13 protein-coding genes, 1 tRNA gene and 1 rRNA gene are annotated in these 16,827 nt (G+C 64.2%); 7 read left to right on the forward strand and 8 right to left on the reverse strand.

What is annotated here, in order from left to right:
* Positions 1–92 (forward strand): 5S ribosomal RNA (gene rrf / locus LRS53_RS17870); the annotation flags it as partial.
* A gap of 487 nt (positions 93–579) precedes the next feature.
* Here the strand turns inward: rrf and mksF are convergent.
* The 3 genes from mksF to mksB are packed head-to-tail and all read right to left on the reverse strand — an operon-like array spanning position 580 to position 5,304.
* A complete protein-coding gene (gene mksF, locus LRS53_RS17875) occupies positions 580–3,381 on the reverse strand; it encodes an Mks condensin complex protein MksF (protein ID WP_231356824.1) in 2,802 nt (933 codons plus the stop codon).
* Positions 3,378–4,052 (reverse strand): Mks condensin complex protein MksE, encoded by a 675-nt coding sequence (gene mksE / locus LRS53_RS17880; protein ID WP_231356825.1) that lies wholly within the window; start codon positions 4,050–4,052, stop codon positions 3,378–3,380. Before mksE ends, mksF begins: the two co-directional genes overlap by 4 nt.
* Positions 4,042–5,304 (reverse strand): Mks condensin complex protein MksB, encoded by a 1,263-nt coding sequence (mksB, locus tag LRS53_RS17885; protein ID WP_231356826.1) that lies wholly within the window; start codon positions 5,302–5,304, stop codon positions 4,042–4,044. Before mksB ends, mksE begins: the two co-directional genes overlap by 11 nt.
* A gap of 161 nt (positions 5,305–5,465) precedes the next feature.
* Between mksB and LRS53_RS17890 the strand changes: the two genes are divergently transcribed.
* Together LRS53_RS17890 and rimI are read left to right on the forward strand one after the other, a co-directional pair.
* Positions 5,466–6,296 (forward strand): energy transducer TonB, encoded by an 831-nt coding sequence (locus LRS53_RS17890; protein WP_231356827.1) that lies wholly within the window; start codon positions 5,466–5,468, stop codon positions 6,294–6,296.
* Positions 6,293–6,745 carry a ribosomal protein S18-alanine N-acetyltransferase gene (rimI, locus tag LRS53_RS17895; RefSeq protein ID WP_017641143.1) on the forward strand — a complete coding sequence of 151 codons (453 nt, stop codon included), beginning with the start codon at positions 6,293–6,295 and terminating at the stop codon, positions 6,743–6,745. The genes LRS53_RS17890 and rimI overlap by 4 nt, the downstream gene beginning before the upstream one ends.
* A gap of 13 nt (positions 6,746–6,758) precedes the next feature.
* Here the strand turns inward: rimI and LRS53_RS17900 are convergent, their stop codons facing one another.
* Positions 6,759–7,292, reverse strand: coding sequence for a hypothetical protein (locus tag LRS53_RS17900; RefSeq protein ID WP_160924158.1), 534 nt, complete (start codon positions 7,290–7,292; stop codon positions 6,759–6,761).
* A gap of 127 nt (positions 7,293–7,419) precedes the next feature.
* On the opposite strand from LRS53_RS17900, the gene otsB reads away from it, so the two are divergent.
* Both otsB and otsA read left to right on the forward strand, forming a co-directional pair.
* Entirely contained in the window at positions 7,420–8,178 is a 759-nt protein-coding gene (otsB, locus tag LRS53_RS17905) for a trehalose-phosphatase (protein WP_231356828.1), read from the forward strand.
* A gap of 1 nt (position 8,179) precedes the next feature.
* Positions 8,180–9,631, forward strand: coding sequence for an alpha,alpha-trehalose-phosphate synthase (UDP-forming) (gene otsA / locus LRS53_RS17910; RefSeq protein ID WP_017641140.1), 1,452 nt, complete (start codon positions 8,180–8,182; stop codon positions 9,629–9,631).
* A gap of 340 nt (positions 9,632–9,971) precedes the next feature.
* Here the strand turns inward: otsA and LRS53_RS17915 are convergent.
* From LRS53_RS17915 to LRS53_RS17930, 4 genes are all read right to left on the reverse strand, one after another.
* A tRNA-Met gene (locus LRS53_RS17915) sits at positions 9,972–10,048 on the reverse strand.
* A gap of 96 nt (positions 10,049–10,144) precedes the next feature.
* The gene (locus LRS53_RS17920; protein WP_064309345.1) at positions 10,145–11,050 is read right to left on the reverse strand and encodes a sugar phosphate isomerase/epimerase family protein; all 906 of its coding nucleotides are present in this window, start codon (positions 11,048–11,050) and stop codon (positions 10,145–10,147) included.
* 51 nt (positions 11,051–11,101) lie between these two features.
* Complete coding sequence (locus tag LRS53_RS17925; RefSeq protein WP_231356829.1) at positions 11,102–12,511, reverse strand: sugar porter family MFS transporter; 1,410 nt, start codon at positions 12,509–12,511, stop codon at positions 11,102–11,104.
* Positions 12,512–12,813: 302 nt separating this feature from the next.
* Positions 12,814–13,728, reverse strand: coding sequence for a MurR/RpiR family transcriptional regulator (locus LRS53_RS17930; RefSeq protein WP_007161507.1), 915 nt, complete (start codon positions 13,726–13,728; stop codon positions 12,814–12,816).
* Positions 13,729–13,960: 232 nt separating this feature from the next.
* On the opposite strand from LRS53_RS17930, the gene LRS53_RS17935 reads away from it, so the two are divergent.
* Complete coding sequence (locus LRS53_RS17935) at positions 13,961–15,898, forward strand: bifunctional 5-dehydro-2-deoxygluconokinase/5-dehydro-2-deoxyphosphogluconate aldolase (RefSeq protein ID WP_231356830.1); 1,938 nt, start codon at positions 13,961–13,963, stop codon at positions 15,896–15,898.
* A gap of 25 nt (positions 15,899–15,923) precedes the next feature.
* The gene (gene iolE, locus LRS53_RS17940) at positions 15,924–16,823 is read left to right on the forward strand and encodes a myo-inosose-2 dehydratase (protein ID WP_231356831.1); all 900 of its coding nucleotides are present in this window, start codon (positions 15,924–15,926) and stop codon (positions 16,821–16,823) included.
* Positions 16,824–16,827: the final 4 nt, after the last annotated feature.

A 16,827-nucleotide genomic window follows, 5' to 3' on the forward strand; every position in this document is an offset into this window, starting at 1 on the left:
CCACCTGATCCCTTCCCGAACTCAGAAGTGAAACGATGCATCGCCGATGGTAGTGTGGGGTTTCCCCATGTGAGAGTAGGTCATCGTCAAGCGCCTAACACCCAGCACCCCCGCTCAGTTCACTCTGGCGGGGGTGTTGTCTTTGGGGTCGGAAAAGTTTAATCGGACGCCAAGGCATTTGGACGGATGGGGGAGCAGCGCAGGCTGGTAGTCTAAGGTGCCTGAGGTTTCCCTCACCCTAGCCCTCTCCCGAGGGGAGAGGGGACCAGGAGCGGTGTGCCTGGGTGCTTGAGGGCTACCTGACAGCCAAGGTGCGGCTTGAGGGCTGCAAGAGCACCGACAGCCCGGCTGCGCCGGGCTGTCGTGTTTGAAGCGCGGCAAGGGGCCGGTGTAGGTTGGTGCTGAGCGCAGCGAAGCCCAACGATCAGGTCTGCTGCAGGGATCGAGCGAGCGGCGGCGGAGCGTTGACGGGGCGAGGTTGGCTTCCGGATGTTGGGCTTCGCTGTGCTCCGCCCAACCTACAAAGACAGAGCAACAAAAAGCCCGGCATGTGCCGGGCTTTTTGCGTTCTGGAAGGACTCAGGCGGGGTCGGGCAGGGCCAGGTCGCGTTTGGCGATGTACTTCCAGTCGGCTTCGTCGATGTAGATACCGCCGGGGCCGCTGCCACCTTCGAGGTCGATGGCGACCTGGGCGCTGACCTGGGGTTTGACGCTGGCCAGGATGGGCACGAAGCCCAGTTGCTGGCTGGTCTCGATCAGGGCCTGCTGGTTGCGTTCGTCGATGTCGGCGGCTTCGTCCAGGTAGTAGGGCAGACGGATCTTGGCGGCCTGCTCCCGGTCCATCAGGTGCAGCAACAGGTACATGTTGGTGAGCGCCTTGATGGTCATGGTGGTGCCATTGGACGCGGCGCCGTCGATGTCGGTATGCAGGATTGGCTGACCACCCTGCTTGGTGATCTCGAAGGCCAGTTCGAAGAGGTCCTTGAGGCCGAGCTGGTTGCCATTGGCGGCTACCAGGCGGGCCAGGTATTCCTTGGCGTCCTCGTTCTTCTGGTCCTGGCTGCTGTCCTGGGTGAGGTCGAAGACCGAAAGGGTTTCGCCTTCCTCGTACTGACCCGCGCTGTGGATGATCTGGTCGATGTGCTTGAGCGCTTCCTTGTTGGGCGCCAGGACAATGCGGAAGCTTTCCAGGTTGGAGACCTGCTTGCGGTTGATCTCGCGGTTGAACAGCTGCAGCTGGTGTTCCAGGTTGTCGTAGTCGCTGCGGATGTTTCTCAGGGTGCGGGCGATATCGGTGACGGCGGCGCGGCGGGCCTTGGCCAGGGTCAGGGCTTCGTCCTGGCGATGGGCATAGGCATTGACCAGCAGCTGCAGGCGACGCTCGGGGTCTTCCTCGTTATCGAACTTGGCGACACCCTTGAGGCGGACCTGGGCATAGAGCGCCTCGATCTGGGTGTCGGCGCGCTGCAGGGCCTGCCAGGTGTCCTGGTAGTCGTTGAGCAGCGGCAGCAGGTTCTCCAGGGAATCGTCCACCGCTTCCATGAAGGGCGTGCCCTGGGGCAGGTCGGTGGGCAGCAGCTGGCGGCGGCGCAGGGCGTCGGCCAGGGTGCGGTCCTTGGCTTCCAGGTCGGCCAGCTGGCGGCCGATCAGCTGCAGCTTGGCAGAGAGTTGCTGGACGCGTTCGGTGAAGGCGTCACCAGCGCGCCTCAGTTCGTCCTGGGCGGCTTCCAGCTGGGCCAGCTGTTCGAGTTTTTCGTTTTCTTCGGTGCCGAGGGTCTGGCAGCGGCGGAAATCTTCCAGGGCCTTCTGGGCATCCAGGACCTGCTGGTAGAGGACTTCGGCCTGGGCCTTGCTGGCCTGGCGGTCAAGGCTGACGCCCTGCTGGGCCTTGAGTTGCTTGAGTTCGCGCTCCAGGCGGTCCTTCTGGTCGCGCAAGGCGGCACGGTCAGCCAGGGCCTGCAGGGTGGGCGGCTCGATCCCCGAAAGGTTGAGGGACAGGCCTGGCAGTTCGAGGTGATCGCCCTGAAAACGTGCCAGGATGCCTTCGAAGGTCTTAACCCAACTGCCGTCTTCGGCCAGTTCAACGCCCTTGGGGCCGAGCGGCAGACTGAACAGCTGACCGTTGAACAGTCGCATCAGGCGGTCGACGTCGGCCTGGCTGAATTCCTCACGCAACCGGGCGTAGCTGTTGTTGTCGGCGTGATCCAGTTGCTGGCGAATACCCTTGAGGCGCTGTTCCAGTTCGCGGACGCGCTGGTCGAGGTCTTCGCTGCTGAACTGACGCGCCTGGGAAAGGGCGCCGGCCAGTTCGTCGTGGGCATCCTTGGCGGCCAGTAGCTGAGCCTCCAGAGGCGCGGTGGAGTCCACCAGGGCGAAGCGGTGCTTGAGCTGGGCCAGGTCGGCGAGCCAGCGCTGCAGGCTGCTGATCTCGCGCTCGCGGCGCATCAGCTCACTGGTGCCGTCGCGCTGGCTCTGCTGCAGGCCGTCCTGTTCCTGGCGGTAGTGTTCGGTCTGGGCCAGGAGTTCGTCGCGACGGTCGCCCAGGTAGTGCTGCCAGGTGCCGAGCAGGCTGTCGAGCAGGGGCGAAAGGCGATGCAGCTTGCCTCTCAGGTGATCGCGCTGTTCGACGCCCTTGGCCAGGGCTTCCACCAGGGGGCCGGCGGCCACCAGGGACTGGTAGTCCTGCTCCATGCGGCGCACGTCGCGGAAGGCTTCCTCGCAGGCGGCGATGTAGTCGACGCTGCCGGATCTCAGGCTGTGCTCGAAGGCGTCGAGAAACAGCTGCTTGAGCTTGGCGGCGGTGATCTCGCGCATGTGCAGCAGATTGATGAACAGGGCGCGGAAGGTCTTGAGGCTCTGTTCACTGGTGGATCTGAGCGGAATCAGGGTCAAATCCAGCGGAATGCTGGTGTGGCCGCCGACCAGCAGGCGACGTAACTCCTCGGGTTTGACCTCGTAGGCCTTGAGGCCGGCACGCTCCAGGCTGGCGAAGAGCTCGCGCTGGCGCAGGCAGGCGCCGTCACGTTGATAATGGGCCAGATCAAGTTCGCCGGCATAGGCGAAGAACTGGTGACCGAAGCCGCCCCCCGGACCGCGACCGGCCACGCCGATGACGTGGGGGCCGTGGGCCAGGCGCAGCTCGATGAGGATGTAGCTGGTGTCGGTGGCGAAGTAGAACTTGCGCGACTGCTCGTTGCTGTACTTACCGAAGCTCATGTCGGAGAGCCGCGCCAGGATGGGGAATTGCAGGGCGTTGATCGAGGCGCTCTTGCCGAGGTTGTTGGCGCCATAGACCGACAGCGGCTGTTCCAGCGGGAAGAGGCCGAGGCTGTAGCCGGCGGTGTTGAGCAGGGCAAAGCGGCTGATGCCGTAGCGGATCATAGGTCGAACTCCCGTTCTGCGGCGATGGCGCGGGCCAGGGCGGCCTCTTCGTCATCCTCGTCGGCGCTCTCCTCGGTGCTGTCCTCGTCGCTGGCCAGGGTCGGAGCCGGCAGCGGCAGGTCGCTGGCATGCAGGCCGGCGGCCAGGTCGCGGTCCTGCTGTACGGTCAGGCAGACGTCGAGGAAGCGGTGCATGGGCGGCAGGAAGCGGTAGGTACCGTTGCTGTCCAGGGCGAAGCCGAGCTGGGTCAGGCGGCGCAGGATCTTTTCCTCCAGTTCTTCCTGGGTGGTCACCTCGGCCTGCAGGAAGAGGTCACGGTACTTGTCCAGCAGCGCCGGCAATTCGTGCCGACCCAGGGTGCCGCCGTCGAGCACGGCCAGGGGGTCGCGGCCCTGGTCGGCCAGGTGCTCGACCAGGATGAAGGTGAACAGCGCCAGACGCTGGGCGGTCTTGTTGACCTGGGCACCCATCTGCTCGGGAACGAAGTAGTAGAAGCCGCGCGGATCGCAGACCAGTTCGAAGCCGAGGGCGCGGAACAGGGCGCGGTACTGGTCCTGTTGCTGGCTGAGCTGGGCGTAGCTCTCGGGCTCGCTACGGGACAGGTGATAGCCCTTGAACAGTTCGCGGAAGATAGGCGCGAGCTGGGTCATTTCATTGAGATCAAGTTGCATGGGCGTCGCTCGCGAGAGATCGGGCGGTCAGGGCGTAGGAGCATAGGCTGACGCGGTGTTCGAGGGTGTCGTAGTGGCGCCGATCCAGCCGCTGGCGCTGGAAGCGCGTATCCCGAGACAGGCGCGAGAACCAGTAGAGCAACTCGTCGGTGTCGCCGGCTGGCTCCTGTTCCAGCAGCCAGGCCATGAGGTCGGGCAGCGGCAGGGCGTCCTGGCAGAGATCGAGCATTTCGCGTGCGGTACGGGGCGCCGCCGGGCGCTCGGTATCGCGCTGGCGTGTGGACTGGCTGGGGAAGCGTGCCGGCTTGGGTTCGAAGCGGGCCAGGGCGTAGACATAGCTTTCCACCTGGGCGGTGGTGCCGAGGAAGACGCTCTGCGGCCGGCTGAACAGCGGCAAAGCGGCCTGGGGCACGGCGTCGAGACCCTTGCGGCGAATGGTGGCCAGGGCCAGGGCGGCGCCGCGGGTCACGGCGTTGTGCCGGCGTGCTTCTTCGCGCAACGGCAAGAGCAGTTCGCGCGCACGTCTCAGGGCCAGTTGGGCGGCATTGTGCATTTCCAGGATACGGGCCTGGGTGCGCAGCAGCAGGTCGTCGTCGACCAGGTGGCCTAAGCGCTGCTGTTCGCCCAGCAGGTGCAGGAGGACCTGCTCGACGCGATGCACCCCACGCTCGAAGGCGCCATCGGCGGCCACCAGCTGGATCATCGGCTCGACGTATTCGTCCCAGGTGGCCAGCACCTCGGCATAGCGTTGGCGCAGGGGAATCTGGCGGTCGCTGGTCTTGGCGCGTTCGGCGACGCCTTCCAGGGCATGGCCATCGTTGGCGAGCTTCTTGAGGACGTCGCGCACGCGCATGTCCAGCAGGCGCAGCTGGCGAACGAGATCGGGGCCGTCGCGGTTGTCGAAGGCTTCGCGGATGTGGCCGGCGAGGCGTTCCAGGTGGCGCAGGTAGGCCTCGATCTCCAGGCACAGGCCCAGGCGGTGTTCGCGCCTGAGGTAGCCGAGGAAGTCGTGGATCTGGCCATTGAGTTCGAAGCGGTTGGGGCTCTTGGCCACCGGCACCAGGATGTCGAGGCGGATCCAGGTGTCCAGCAGGGCCGTCAGGTCGGCCGGCGTGCGTTCGGGCAACTGCTCGGCGAGGCGGGCGCGCAGTTCGGCCAGGCCCAGGGTACCGCTGTCGAAGTGGGTGCACAGCGGGTCGATGAGGTGCCAGTGTTCGGCGAGGGTACGCAGGACGCGTTTGGGGTCGATCATGGCGGGGACCGCACCAGACAAAAGCGCCATTGTACTCCAGACGCCAGAGCCTTCGATGTGACTGCGGTGGGACCGATGGGCAGGGCGGCCTTTCGATCCGGGACGATCCGGGCGACAATGCCGCCCCGCATAATCCCGCCGCGTGTCCGAAGGATCCGCCCATGTCCGACCCCGCCCCTTCCACCAGCCCCTCGCTTGCCGCCGAGGCACGTCGTCGCGCCTATCTGCAGGCGCTGCAGCTGGATGTCTGGGTGCCGCGTACGGTATTGCCCTTCGCGGCGCCTTCGCGGCCGGAGGCCCTGTGGGTCGAGGAACCGGAGGAGGCGCCCGTCACCGCCCGGGTGGTACGCCCGGAACCGGTGGCCAAGGCTGCGCCGGCCGCTGCGGTAGCCGAGGCACCGGCGGCGCATCGGCCGCGCATCGAGATCCCGCGACCCACTGCGGTCAAGCCGGCTGCGACTCCTGCAGCCGAGCCGGAACCGGAGCGCGCGCCGTCACCGTCGCGCGAGCCGGCGCCGCGCTTCGCCTTGCAGCTGTTGCAGGCCGGGCGTTGCCTGTTGCTGCTGGAATTGCCCACTGGCGATACTCTGGGTTCGCGCGATCCTGCCTATCTGTTGCTGAGGGATCTGCTGCGCGCTGCTGGCCTGCCGGATACGCCACGGATCGTCAGCGAAGAACCCATTCGCTGGCCGCTGCTCAACAGCGGTCAACTCGACCAGGGGCCGGCCGCGGCCTGCGAATTCGTGCAGAGCTTCGTCTCGGGGCACCAGGAGCGCCTGGGCGAGGGCCTGGGGCTCTGGCTGATCGGCGGCGCGGCGCGGCGCTGCGGTGGCGTCGAGGATGCGCAGCTCACCGGTGTGGAACAGGACACCGCCCTGGGACCGGCCTGGCTGGTGCCAGGGCTGGATATCTTGATGGAAGAGCCGGCTGCCAAGGCCAGGCTCTGGCAAGCCATGCGCCCGCAGCGGCGCCGCTGGATGGAACAGCAATGAACGATGCGGTGAGCTTTCGGCGGATGACCGAAGCCGATCTGAACACGGTATTGAAGATCGAATATCAGGCCTTCAGCCACCCCTGGACCCGCGGCATCTTCCTGGATGCGCTCAAGTCCTACGACTGCTGGGTGATGACGGCCGGCGAGCAGCAGGTGGGGCATGGAGTGATCAACGTCATTCTCGACGAAGCCCATCTGCTCAATATCACCATCAAGCCGGAAAGCCAGGGGCGCGGTCTCGGTCTGCGCCTGCTGGAGCATTTGCTGCAGGAAGCGCGCAAGGCCAAGGCCAACGAGTGCTTTCTGGAGGTGCGCGCCAGCAATCAGTCGGCCTACCGGCTGTATGAGCGCTATGGCTTCAACGAGATCGGCCGCCGGCGGGACTATTATCCCGCGGTCGGCGGCCGGGAAGATGCGCTGGTGATGGCCTGTACGCTGCTCGACTAGGCCCTCAGCAGTTTCAGTGGTCGGCGCGCTTTTCGTCCAGATCCAGACCGGTATCACCGGCGAGGTCTTCGTCGTTGGCGTCCAGATCGGCGTAGCGGGCGTCCCGTTGGGTTTCGGCTTCGTTGGGCTCGTCGGCCTCGCCATCCCACGCCTGGCCGTCCAGGGGATGGCTGCGACCCAATTCGGCTTCGTCCTGGCCAGAGCCGCCGCCGATGTCCGTGTCTTCGACCACGCTCAGCTCCTTGTCATTGGGCCAGGCATCGCCGTAGTCGGTCGGCGAACGGGCGCCGGTCTCGTCCAGCAGGGTTTCCGGACTGGCGTCGTCCATGGTCGGTTGATGATCCAGGGTTTCGCCACCGGTCATGCCGGCCTGGCGCACGCGCTCCTCGGGGAATTGGCCTGCATAGTCGCGCTCGTCCATTTCGTCGCCGATGCGACCACCGCGCTCGTCCTTACGCTCGCTGAAGTCGAGTTCGCGCATGTCGCCCATGCGGTCCTGGATGTCATCGATCTCTTCGGGGGTCTTGGTGATGTCGGGCTTGTTCATGGTGGTCTCCAAAGGCAGGGCTGCTAGAGCATCTCCCTGAATCCGACTACGCGTCGGCAAGGGGAATTCCTCGGCACCGCCGGAAGGTGTGAACGAACCATACGGTGACCCGGCAGTCGTACCTTCCATGATCGACCTCGACAGCCTCACCTCATCGGGCCAACCGCTGGCCTTCTTCTTCGATCTGGATGGCACCCTGGCAGAATTGCAGCCACGTCCGGAACAGGTTTTCATTCCCGCCGAAACCCTCGCCGCCCTCGAACAGCTGGCGCGCCACCATGGCGTCGCCGTGGTTTCCGGGCGCCCGCTAGCCGAGATTGATGGCTTCACGGCGCCGCTGCGGCTGGCCGCGGCTGGAGTGCATGGCGCCGAATGGCGCGATCCCCAGGGCAAGACCCATCGGGTGACCCTGGACGCTGAGATGCTGGCGCAAGTCGGTGCCCGTCTAGAAGCGGCCCTGGCCGAACATCCGGACCTGCTGCTCGAACGCAAGAGCGTGGCCTTCGCCCTGCACTATCGCCAGGCGCCGGACAAGGAAGCCCTGGTACGCGAACTGGCCGAAGGCATCGCGGCCGACCATTCCGAATTCAAGTTGCAGCCGGGCAAGTGCGTCTTCGAACTCAAGCCCGCTGCGGCGAGCAAGGGCGAAGCCATCGCCCGTTTTCTCGAACTGGAACCCTTTGCCGGCTGCCTGCCGGTGTTTCTCGGTGATGATCGCACCGATGAAGAGGGGTTCGCTGTCGTCAATGCGCGAGGCGGTCTGACCGTCAAGGTGGGGGAGGGGGAGACGGTCGCCAAGACCCGCCTGCCTTCGGTCCAAGCGGTAGCCCTCTGGCTGCAACAGCTGAGCCGCGACCTCGCGCCACATTATAAGCAAGGAGATTAGGATGAGCCGTTTAGTGGTGGTATCGAATCGGGTAGCCCCGATCGAAGAAGGCAAGGCGACCGCGGGTGGTCTGGCGGTGGGCGTGCTGGACGCCCTGCGCAAGTCGGGTGGCATCTGGTTCGGCTGGAACGGCGAGACGGTCAAGGAAAACGGGCCGGCCAAGACCCAGACCAAGGACAACATCGACTACGTAACCTTCGGCCTGACCAAGCGCGACTACGACCACTACTACCGCGGCTTTTCCAACGCCACCCTCTGGCCGATCTTCCATTACCGGATCGATCTGGCGCGCTACAACCGCGAAGAGTACGACGGCTATCGACGCGTCAACATGGCCATGGCCGAGCGCCTCAAGCCCCTGCTCAAGCCCGATGACATCATCTGGGTGCACGATTACCACCTGATTCCCTTCGCCGAAGCCTGCCGCATGCTGGGCATTCGCAACCGTATCGGGTTCTTCCTGCACATTCCTTTCCCGGCGCCGGAAATCCTCACCGCGATTCCGCCGCACAACGAATTGCTCAAGACCCTGTGCTTCTATGACCTGATCGGCTTCCAGACCGATACAGACCAGCTGGCCTTCCAGGACTACATCACCCGCGAAGTACGCGGCGTGCTGGAAAAGGATGGCAGTTTGACCGCCTATGGTCACAACTTCCGCGTGGGCGTCTATCCCATTGGCGTGATGCCGGACGTCATCCAGAAGCAGGCCGAGTCCTATCGTACGCGGCGCCAGTTCATCTCGCGCAGCATCGAGGGCGTGCCCTACAAGACCATCGTCAGCGTCGACCGGCTCGACTATTCCAAAGGTCTGGTGGAGCGCTTCCAGGCGTTCGAGAAGCTGCTGGAGCATTTCCCCGAGCATCATCGGGCGGTGCAGTTCGTGCAGATCGCGCCCTCGTCGCGGGCAGACGTGGTCTCTTACCAGAACATTCGCCGCCAGCTGGAGAGCCATGCCGGCCATATCAACGGCCACTTCTCCGAGCTGGACTGGACACCGATCCGCTACCTGAACAAGAGCTATGACCGGCGCACGGTGATGGGGTTGTTCCGCTCTTCCGACGTGGGTCTGGTGACCCCGCTGCGAGATGGCATGAACCTGGTGGCCAAAGAGTACGTGGCGGCCCAGGATCCGGAGAATCCCGGCGTGCTGGTGCTGTCGCGCTTTGCCGGTGCGGCGCGCGAACTCAATTCGGCGTTGATCGTGAATCCCTATGACCACGTTGGCATGGCGGAGGCGTTGGACCGGGCGCTGCGCATGTCGCTGGAAGAGCGCAAGTCGCGCTACGAGGACATGATGCGGGTGATCCGCCAGGCGGACCTGGCCTCCTGGCGCGACAACTTCTTGCGTGACCTGCGAGCCTTCAGCTCCAAGGCGCTGGTGCAGTCCATCGATACTCAGGACGCGGCTGCTGCGGAAGAGCTGGAGAGCAAGCAGAAGGTCGCGCTGTAAGGGTGTTGCGCGGTGATGGAGCCCGGCTTAGGCCGGGCTTTTTCATGGGGCGGGAAAGGCTTTCTTACGCTGCGGCTGGGGAGCGGCCGGGCGGTCGGCCCCTCACCCTAGCCCTCTCCCAAAGGGAGAGGGGACGAAGAGCGGTGCCACCCATAGATCGGGTCTGCTTATGCTGGACTTCTTCGTGTGGCGGGAAGGCTGTCCAGGAGGGGAGCGGAGCGGGGTCCTCACTCGGAGGAAGACGAGACCCAGAGCGGTACGGGCTGTAGCCGTGATCTCCAGGAAAGGAAAAATCCGGGCAATAAAAAAGGGCCAGCTTACGCTGACCCTTGGAAATAGGTGGTGGCTACGCAGGGACTTGAACCCCGGACCCCAGCATTATGAATGCTATGCTCTAACCAGCTGAGCTACGTAGCCATCCGAGGCGCGCATTATTGGCAAGGCGCCGGTGGCTGTCAAGCCTTCTGCTCAAGAAATTTCTGTTTGTCGATCAAGCGTTTGCGCGGCGCTGTCTCAGCGTAGCCAATGCTTGTCTACGTACTTTTGAATCTCCTGACGCATGAAACGCCCCGACTCATCGGCGCGTTCTTCCCAGCCGAACACACAGGACGTGACGATGCCGTCGAAACCCACCTTGGCCAGCGAGGAGAAGAACAGGTCCCAGTCGATCTCGCCCTGGTACATGTTCATATGCTGATGCACGCTTACCTGGGCACCTGGCGGATTGACGATATAGCGCAGGCCTGAGGAAGCCTTGTGGTTCCAGGTATCGGCAATGTGCACGTGGCCGATCAGCGAGCCGGCATCTGCGATCATCTGGGCCATGTCGTCGCCGAAGTAGAAGGTGTGGGGCGCGCAATAAAGAAATTTGACGTTGGCGGACCCGATGCTTTTGAGCATGTCGATGGCCGGATGCAACGTCTCGCACCAGTCTTCCGGATGCGGCTCCATGTTCAGGGTGATGCCTTCGCGCTCGAAGATCGGGACCAGCTCTTCCATCGAGCGCCACCAGGCCGCTTCACTGGACTCATGACTATGGCTGCCGCCACAGCAACTGATCTTGTGACCGCGCTCGGGCGAGGGACCACGACCGAATTCGGAATTCATGGTGTCGCAGCCTAGCTCCACCGCTACCTGGATGGCTTCCTTCCAGTAATTGACTGCGGCCTGGCGTTCGTCCTCGTGGGGACTGGCCCAGCGGTACATGGGCAGTAGCGAGGCGACCTGCAGACCATGGTCCTTGAGCGCTTTTTTGAGTTCGGCGATGCGCTCCGAATGTGCTCGAGGACGCTTCCACCAGGGTAGGAAGTCTTCCCTCGGCGAAAGCTCCAGATATTCGAAGCCGGACTCCGCTACCCGCCGACAGGTCTCCGCGAGGCTCAGGTTGCGATACATGTAGGGATCAATGGCGATTTTCATGGCATGACTCCTGGATACGATGATCTTGAAGGTGAATGGCGAGCAGTGGCATCAGCCCAGCTTGCGGAAGTAGCGTTCGAGGGATTCCAACGAGTGGCCGCGGGTCTCTGGCAGGTAGCGGAACACGAAGGTCAAGGCCACCAGTCCTAGCGCGAAGAACAGGAAGAAGGTGGTGGAGATGCTGAACCAGGCCACCAGTTGCAGGAAGAAGAAACCCACCAGGAAGTTGACCAGCCACAGTACGAAGCCGGACATGCCCAAGGCGAAGCCGCGGATGCGCATGGGGAAGATCTCCGCCAGCATCAGCCAGGTCACTGGCGAGATGGCGCCTTGCTGGAAAGCCAGAAAAGCCACGGTCAGGGAGAGAATGGCGAAGCCGCGGGTAAGGCCCGGCTCGAGGATCAGGGACAGCACCCCGATCAGCAGCAGCGAGGTGGTGGTACCGAGCAGACCGATCAGCAGCATGGGGCGGCGGTTGACCCGGCCTAATAACCAGATGCCAACGAAGGTGGCCACCACCGAGATGGCGCCATTGGCGACGTTGGCGATCAGAGCGCCCTTCGTTGCGAATCCGGAATCGGTGAGGATCTGGGTGCCGTAGTACATGATGGAGTTGACCCCGGTGATCTGCTGGGTGACGGCGATGCCCAGGCCGATGAGAAAGACGCGGCGGATCCAGGGGGTCTTGAGGTCGGCCCAGCCACCTTCACCCTGGCGAGCGTCGTCTTCGGCCTGCTGGCGAACTTCACGAGCTTCAGCTTGAGCGTGGTGCTCCTCGCGAATCTGGCGCAGGGTGCGCAACATCTCGCCGAAGCGTCCCTTGGAGGCCAGCCAGCGTGGGCTCTCCGGCACGCTGAGCATGCCGATCCACAACACGATGGCGGGAAGGGTGGCGATCACCAGCATCCAGCGCCAGGTGTGGTCGCCGTCGTAGAAATTGGCGATCAGCGCGTTGTTGGTGAAGGCCAGCAACTGACCGGTGACGATCATCAGCTCCTGACGGGTAACCAGCTGCCCGCGTAAATGCTTGGGAGCCATCTCGGCCAGGTAGACCGGCACGGTGACCGAGGCGCCGCCCACGGCAAGACCAAGCACGAAGCGGGCGAGCACCATCGTGGCGGTATTGGGCGCGAAGGTGCAGCCCAGGGTGCCCAGCATGAAGATGAACGAGAGCAGCAGAATGATGCGCCGGCGGCCATGGGCGTCGGAAAAACGTCCGCTGACGATCGAGCCCAGGGCTGCGCCGAATACCAGTGAGGAGACCACTAGGCTTTCGGTGAGCGGGGTCAGTTGCAGGTCGTTCTTGATGAAGGGCAGGGCGCCGTTGATGACGCCGGTATCGTAGCCGAACAGCAGGCCGCCAAAGGTGGCGATGGTGGTGATGACCTGGAGTTTGCGACTACTGGGGGTGGCACCGGCGGGCGATGCGGTGCCGGCCAGAGCGATCTTGCTGGTTTCCATGGAAAGAGCCTCGACGAGTCGTGAAAAGAGGGGGACTAGGCGAGAGCTGAGGGCGGCCGACCGAGCGGAAGGGCTTGGACTGACAGCGTGCGGTGAGGGGGCATGGGCATGAGGACTCCTTGTTGTTCTTGTCGACCGAGGCGCGGGAGTGATCGGCCATCGAAAGGCTTGGCCTCATCCTAGGCACAGGTCTTCGCTCATGCAATTAAAATATCGTTTATATCCTTTTAGAAAATATTTTCTAAAAAATGGGCGAGGCTTCTTTGAGAGCGGAAGGTCTGCTCTGGCCCGCCCTTATCAAGCTAGTCGTCTTCTTCCTGAGTCAGCTGAATCTCATCCATCTTCAATTCCAGGCGATAGCCAAGGGCCAGGAACAGTGCCTGACAGAGGCACAGGGTGGCACTCAACGATCGGAAGGCGAAGGCGCTACCTTCGTTGACCAGTAGCAGCGCGCTGGCGCGCTTGGCCAGGGGCGAGAGGTTGCTGTCGGTGATGATCAGCGTCTTGGCCTTGTGGTGCTGGGCAATGCGCACGCATTGCTGACTTTCCTTGCCATAGGGGCTGAAGCTGATGGCGATCAGCAGGTCGCCCTGGGCGATGCTGCGCATCTGCTCGCGATAGCCGCCGCCCAGACCGGTGATGAGGTGGATGCGCTTGTTGGTGTGCTGCAGGTTGTAGACCAGGTAATCGGCTACGGCGAAGGAGCGACGCACCCCCACCACATAGATGTTCTCGGCGTTCACCAGCAGGTCGACAGCCTTGGCGAAGGCGGCGTCGTCCAGTTCTTCGGCCAGTCGATCCAGGCCTGAGCGGGTGGCGTTGATGCACTCGCGAGCCAGATCGCCGCTGCTGGCCCGCTGGCTCTTGTTGGCGATCATGTTGCGGATGCGCTGCTGGTAGTTCTGCACCGGCGTGGTCTTGTGGGTATAGGCCTCGCGAAACAGTGCCTGCATTTCGCTGAAGCCCTTGAAACCGAAGCGCTGGGAGAAGCGCACGATGGCTGAAGGATGGACTTCGCACTGGCTGGCAATGTCGCTGATGCGATCGACCATGACCCTGTCGCTCTGCTGGCTGACATAGGCCGCAACGCGCTTGAGCTGGCGTGGCAGGGCGTCGTAATCGCGGGTGATACAGGCCAGCAGTTGCTCGACATTGCCAGGCGGATCGGCCAGCGGAGCGCTGCTGGTAACGTCGTCGGCCAGGGAATCAGAGGGCATGGGCAATCTCACGGTGGGATTCTTATGTCGGCAACTTAACCCATTCGGCGGGTGGCGTCGAAGTCGGGTACCGGTCCAGGCGTCTTCCGGATATGGAAATTAAATTCCATAAATACTCATGTGGAATTTTTGTTGATTTGTTGGTGGCGGCGTTCTAGCCTGAGCTCACTTCAAAACGTATTCGGCCCTCGGGTACGAACGGTCGGCCGATAACAATAAGCAGGAGCCACCAATGGGTGACAATTTCTTCGCCAGTGGACGCCAGTTCGACGTGATCTGCCTCGGGCGGCTGGGCGTCGACCTCTATGCGCAGCAGATCGGCGCGCCACTGGAAGACGTCAGCAGCTTCGCCAAGTACCTGGGCGGGTCCTCCGCCAACATCGCCTTCGGCACTGCGCGCCTGGGGCTGAAGTCGGCGATGCTGACCCGGGTCGGCGATGACCATATGGGCCGTTTCCTGACCCAGACCCTGGCGCGCGAAGGCTGCGACACTCGCGGCGTTCGGGTGGATCGCGAGCGCCTGACCGCCATGGTGCTGCTGGGCATCAAGGACCGCGAGACCTTTCCCCTGGTGTTCTATCGCGAGAATTGCGCCGATATGGCGCTGGGCGTGGACGACATCGACGAGGCCTTCATCGCCAGCAGCAAGGCGCTGTTGATCACCGGTACCCACTTCTCCACCGAGGGCGTGTTCCAGGCCAGCAGCCGGGCCCTGGACTACGCCGAGCGCAATGGCGTGAAGCGGGTGCTGGACATCGATTACCGCCCCGTGCTCTGGGGGCTGACCGGCAAGGCCGATGGCGAGACCCGCTTCATCGCCAGCGCCGAGGTCAGCGCCCATGTGCAGCGCATCCTGCCGCGCTTCGACCTGGTGGTGGGCACCGAAGAGGAATTCCAGATCGCCGGGGGCAGCGAAGACCTGCTCACCGCCCTGCGCCGGGTGCGCGAGGTGACCGCGGCGACCCTGGTGGTCAAGCTCGGCGCCCAGGGCTGCACGGTGCTCCACGGCGCCATCCCGGCGCGTCTCGAGGAGGGCGAGATCCATCGCGGCATCCGCGTCGAGGTGCTCAATGTGCTGGGGGCGGGCGATGCCTTCATGTCCGGCTTCCTGCGTGGCTGGCTGACCGGTGGCGATGATGCCGAATGCTGCCGGCTGGCCAATGCCTGCGGTGGACTGGTGGTATCGCGCCATGGCTGCGCCCCGGCCATGCCGACTCTGGCCGAACTGGACTACCTCCACCACAGCCCGGTGCCCATCACCCGGCCGGACCTCGATCCCGTGCTCACTCGCCTGCACCGGGTCAGCGTCCGCCGCCGCGTTTGGCAGCCGCTGTTCATCTTCGCCTTCGATCACCGCTACCAGCTGGTGGAAAGCGCCCAGCAGGCGGGGGCCGATCCGGCGCGCATTCCGCAACTCAAGCAGTTGTTCGTCCAGGCCATCGCCGAGGTCGAGCAGGCGCTGGCGTGCCAGGGCGTGGCGGCGGATGTCGGGCTGCTGGCCGACGAGCGCTTCGGTCAGGATGCGCTGAATGCCGCCACCGGCCGTGGCTGGTGGGTGGCCCGGCCGGTGGAATTGCAGAATTCGCGGCCGCTGGCCTTCGAGCACGGCCGCTCGGTGGGCAGCACCCTGCTGAGCTGGCCGGACGAGCAGATCATCAAGTGCCTGGTGCAATTCCACCCCGATGACGAGCCGCTGCTGCGGCTGGAGCAGGAGGCCCAGCTCAGGGGGCTGTACCAGGCGGCCCAGGCCAGCGGTCACGAACTCCTGCTGGAGGTCATCCCGCCGAAGAACCATGCGTCCACCCGGCCCGACGTGCTCTACCGCGCCATCAAGCGGCTGTACAACCTAGGCATCTACCCCGACTGGTGGAAGATCGAGGCCCAGCCGGCCGGTGTCTGGCAGCAACTCGACACCCTGATCGCCGAACGCGATCCCCATTGCCAAGGCGTAGTGCTGCTGGGCCTCAATGCCCCGGCCGAGGAACTGGCCGAAGGCTTTCGTCAGGCCAGTGCCAGTACCCGCTGCCGCGGCTTTGCCGTGGGCCGGACCATCTTCGGCCAACCGAGTCGGGCTTGGCTCGCCGGTGAGATCGACGATGCCGGGCTGATCGCCCAGGTGCGCGCCACCTTCGAATTCCTGATCCAGGCCTGGCGCGCCGCTCGCGCCTGATCGCTATCCAATGAGTAGGGCTGACATGACTGCACAAGAAAAACTCAAGATCGGCATCAACCCCATCTCCTGGGCCAACGACGACCTGCCGGCCCTGGGCGGTGACACCCCGCTGGAGACCATCCTGCGCGAGGGCAAGGAAATTGGCTTCCAGGGCTTCGAGCTGGGCGGCAAGTTTCCCAGCGAGCCCAAGGCCCTGGGCGAGGTGCTGGGTCAGCACGGATTGGAGCTGGTGTCCGGCTGGTATTCCAGCGGCCTGGCGCACCGTGATGTCGAGGCCGAGATCGAGGCGATCCGGCCACACTGCCGGCTGCTGGCCGAGAACGGCGCCAGGGTGCTGGTCTATGGCGAGGTGGCCGGGTCGATTCAGAGTCAGCGGGTGCCGCTGATTGAACGGCCGCGCTTCCACAACGACGCCGCCTGGCAGGCCTATGCCGAGAAGCTCGATCGGCTGGCCGCCTTCACCCTGAGCCAGGGTGTGCGCCTGGCCTATCACCACCACATGGGCGCCTACGTGGAATCGCCCGAGGACACCGCCCGGTTGCTGGCGCTGACCTCCCCGGACGTCGGCCTGCTGTTCGATGCCGGTCACTGCTACATGGGGGGTGGCGATCCGCTGAGCGTGCTGCAGCAACACATCGACCGGGTCTGCCATGTGCACTTCAAGGACGTGCGCAAGGACGTGGTACAGCTGGCGCGCAACAACCAGTGGAGCTTTCCGGATTGCATCCTCAACGGCACCTTCACCGTGCCGGGGGATGGCGACATCGACTTCTCGGCGCTGCTCAAGGTGTTGGTGGCCGCCGGCTATTCAGGCTGGCTGGTGGTGGAAGCCGAGCAGGACCCGGCCGTGGCGCCGGCCTACGAATACGCCAAGAAAGGCTACGACCATCTGCGCCAACTGGTGGCGCAGGCCACTGCCTGAGGAG

It is taken from the genome of Pseudomonas sp. PLB05 (genome assembly GCF_021106615.1).
Lineage (GTDB): Bacteria > Pseudomonadota > Gammaproteobacteria > Pseudomonadales > Pseudomonadaceae > Chryseomonas > Chryseomonas benzopyrenica.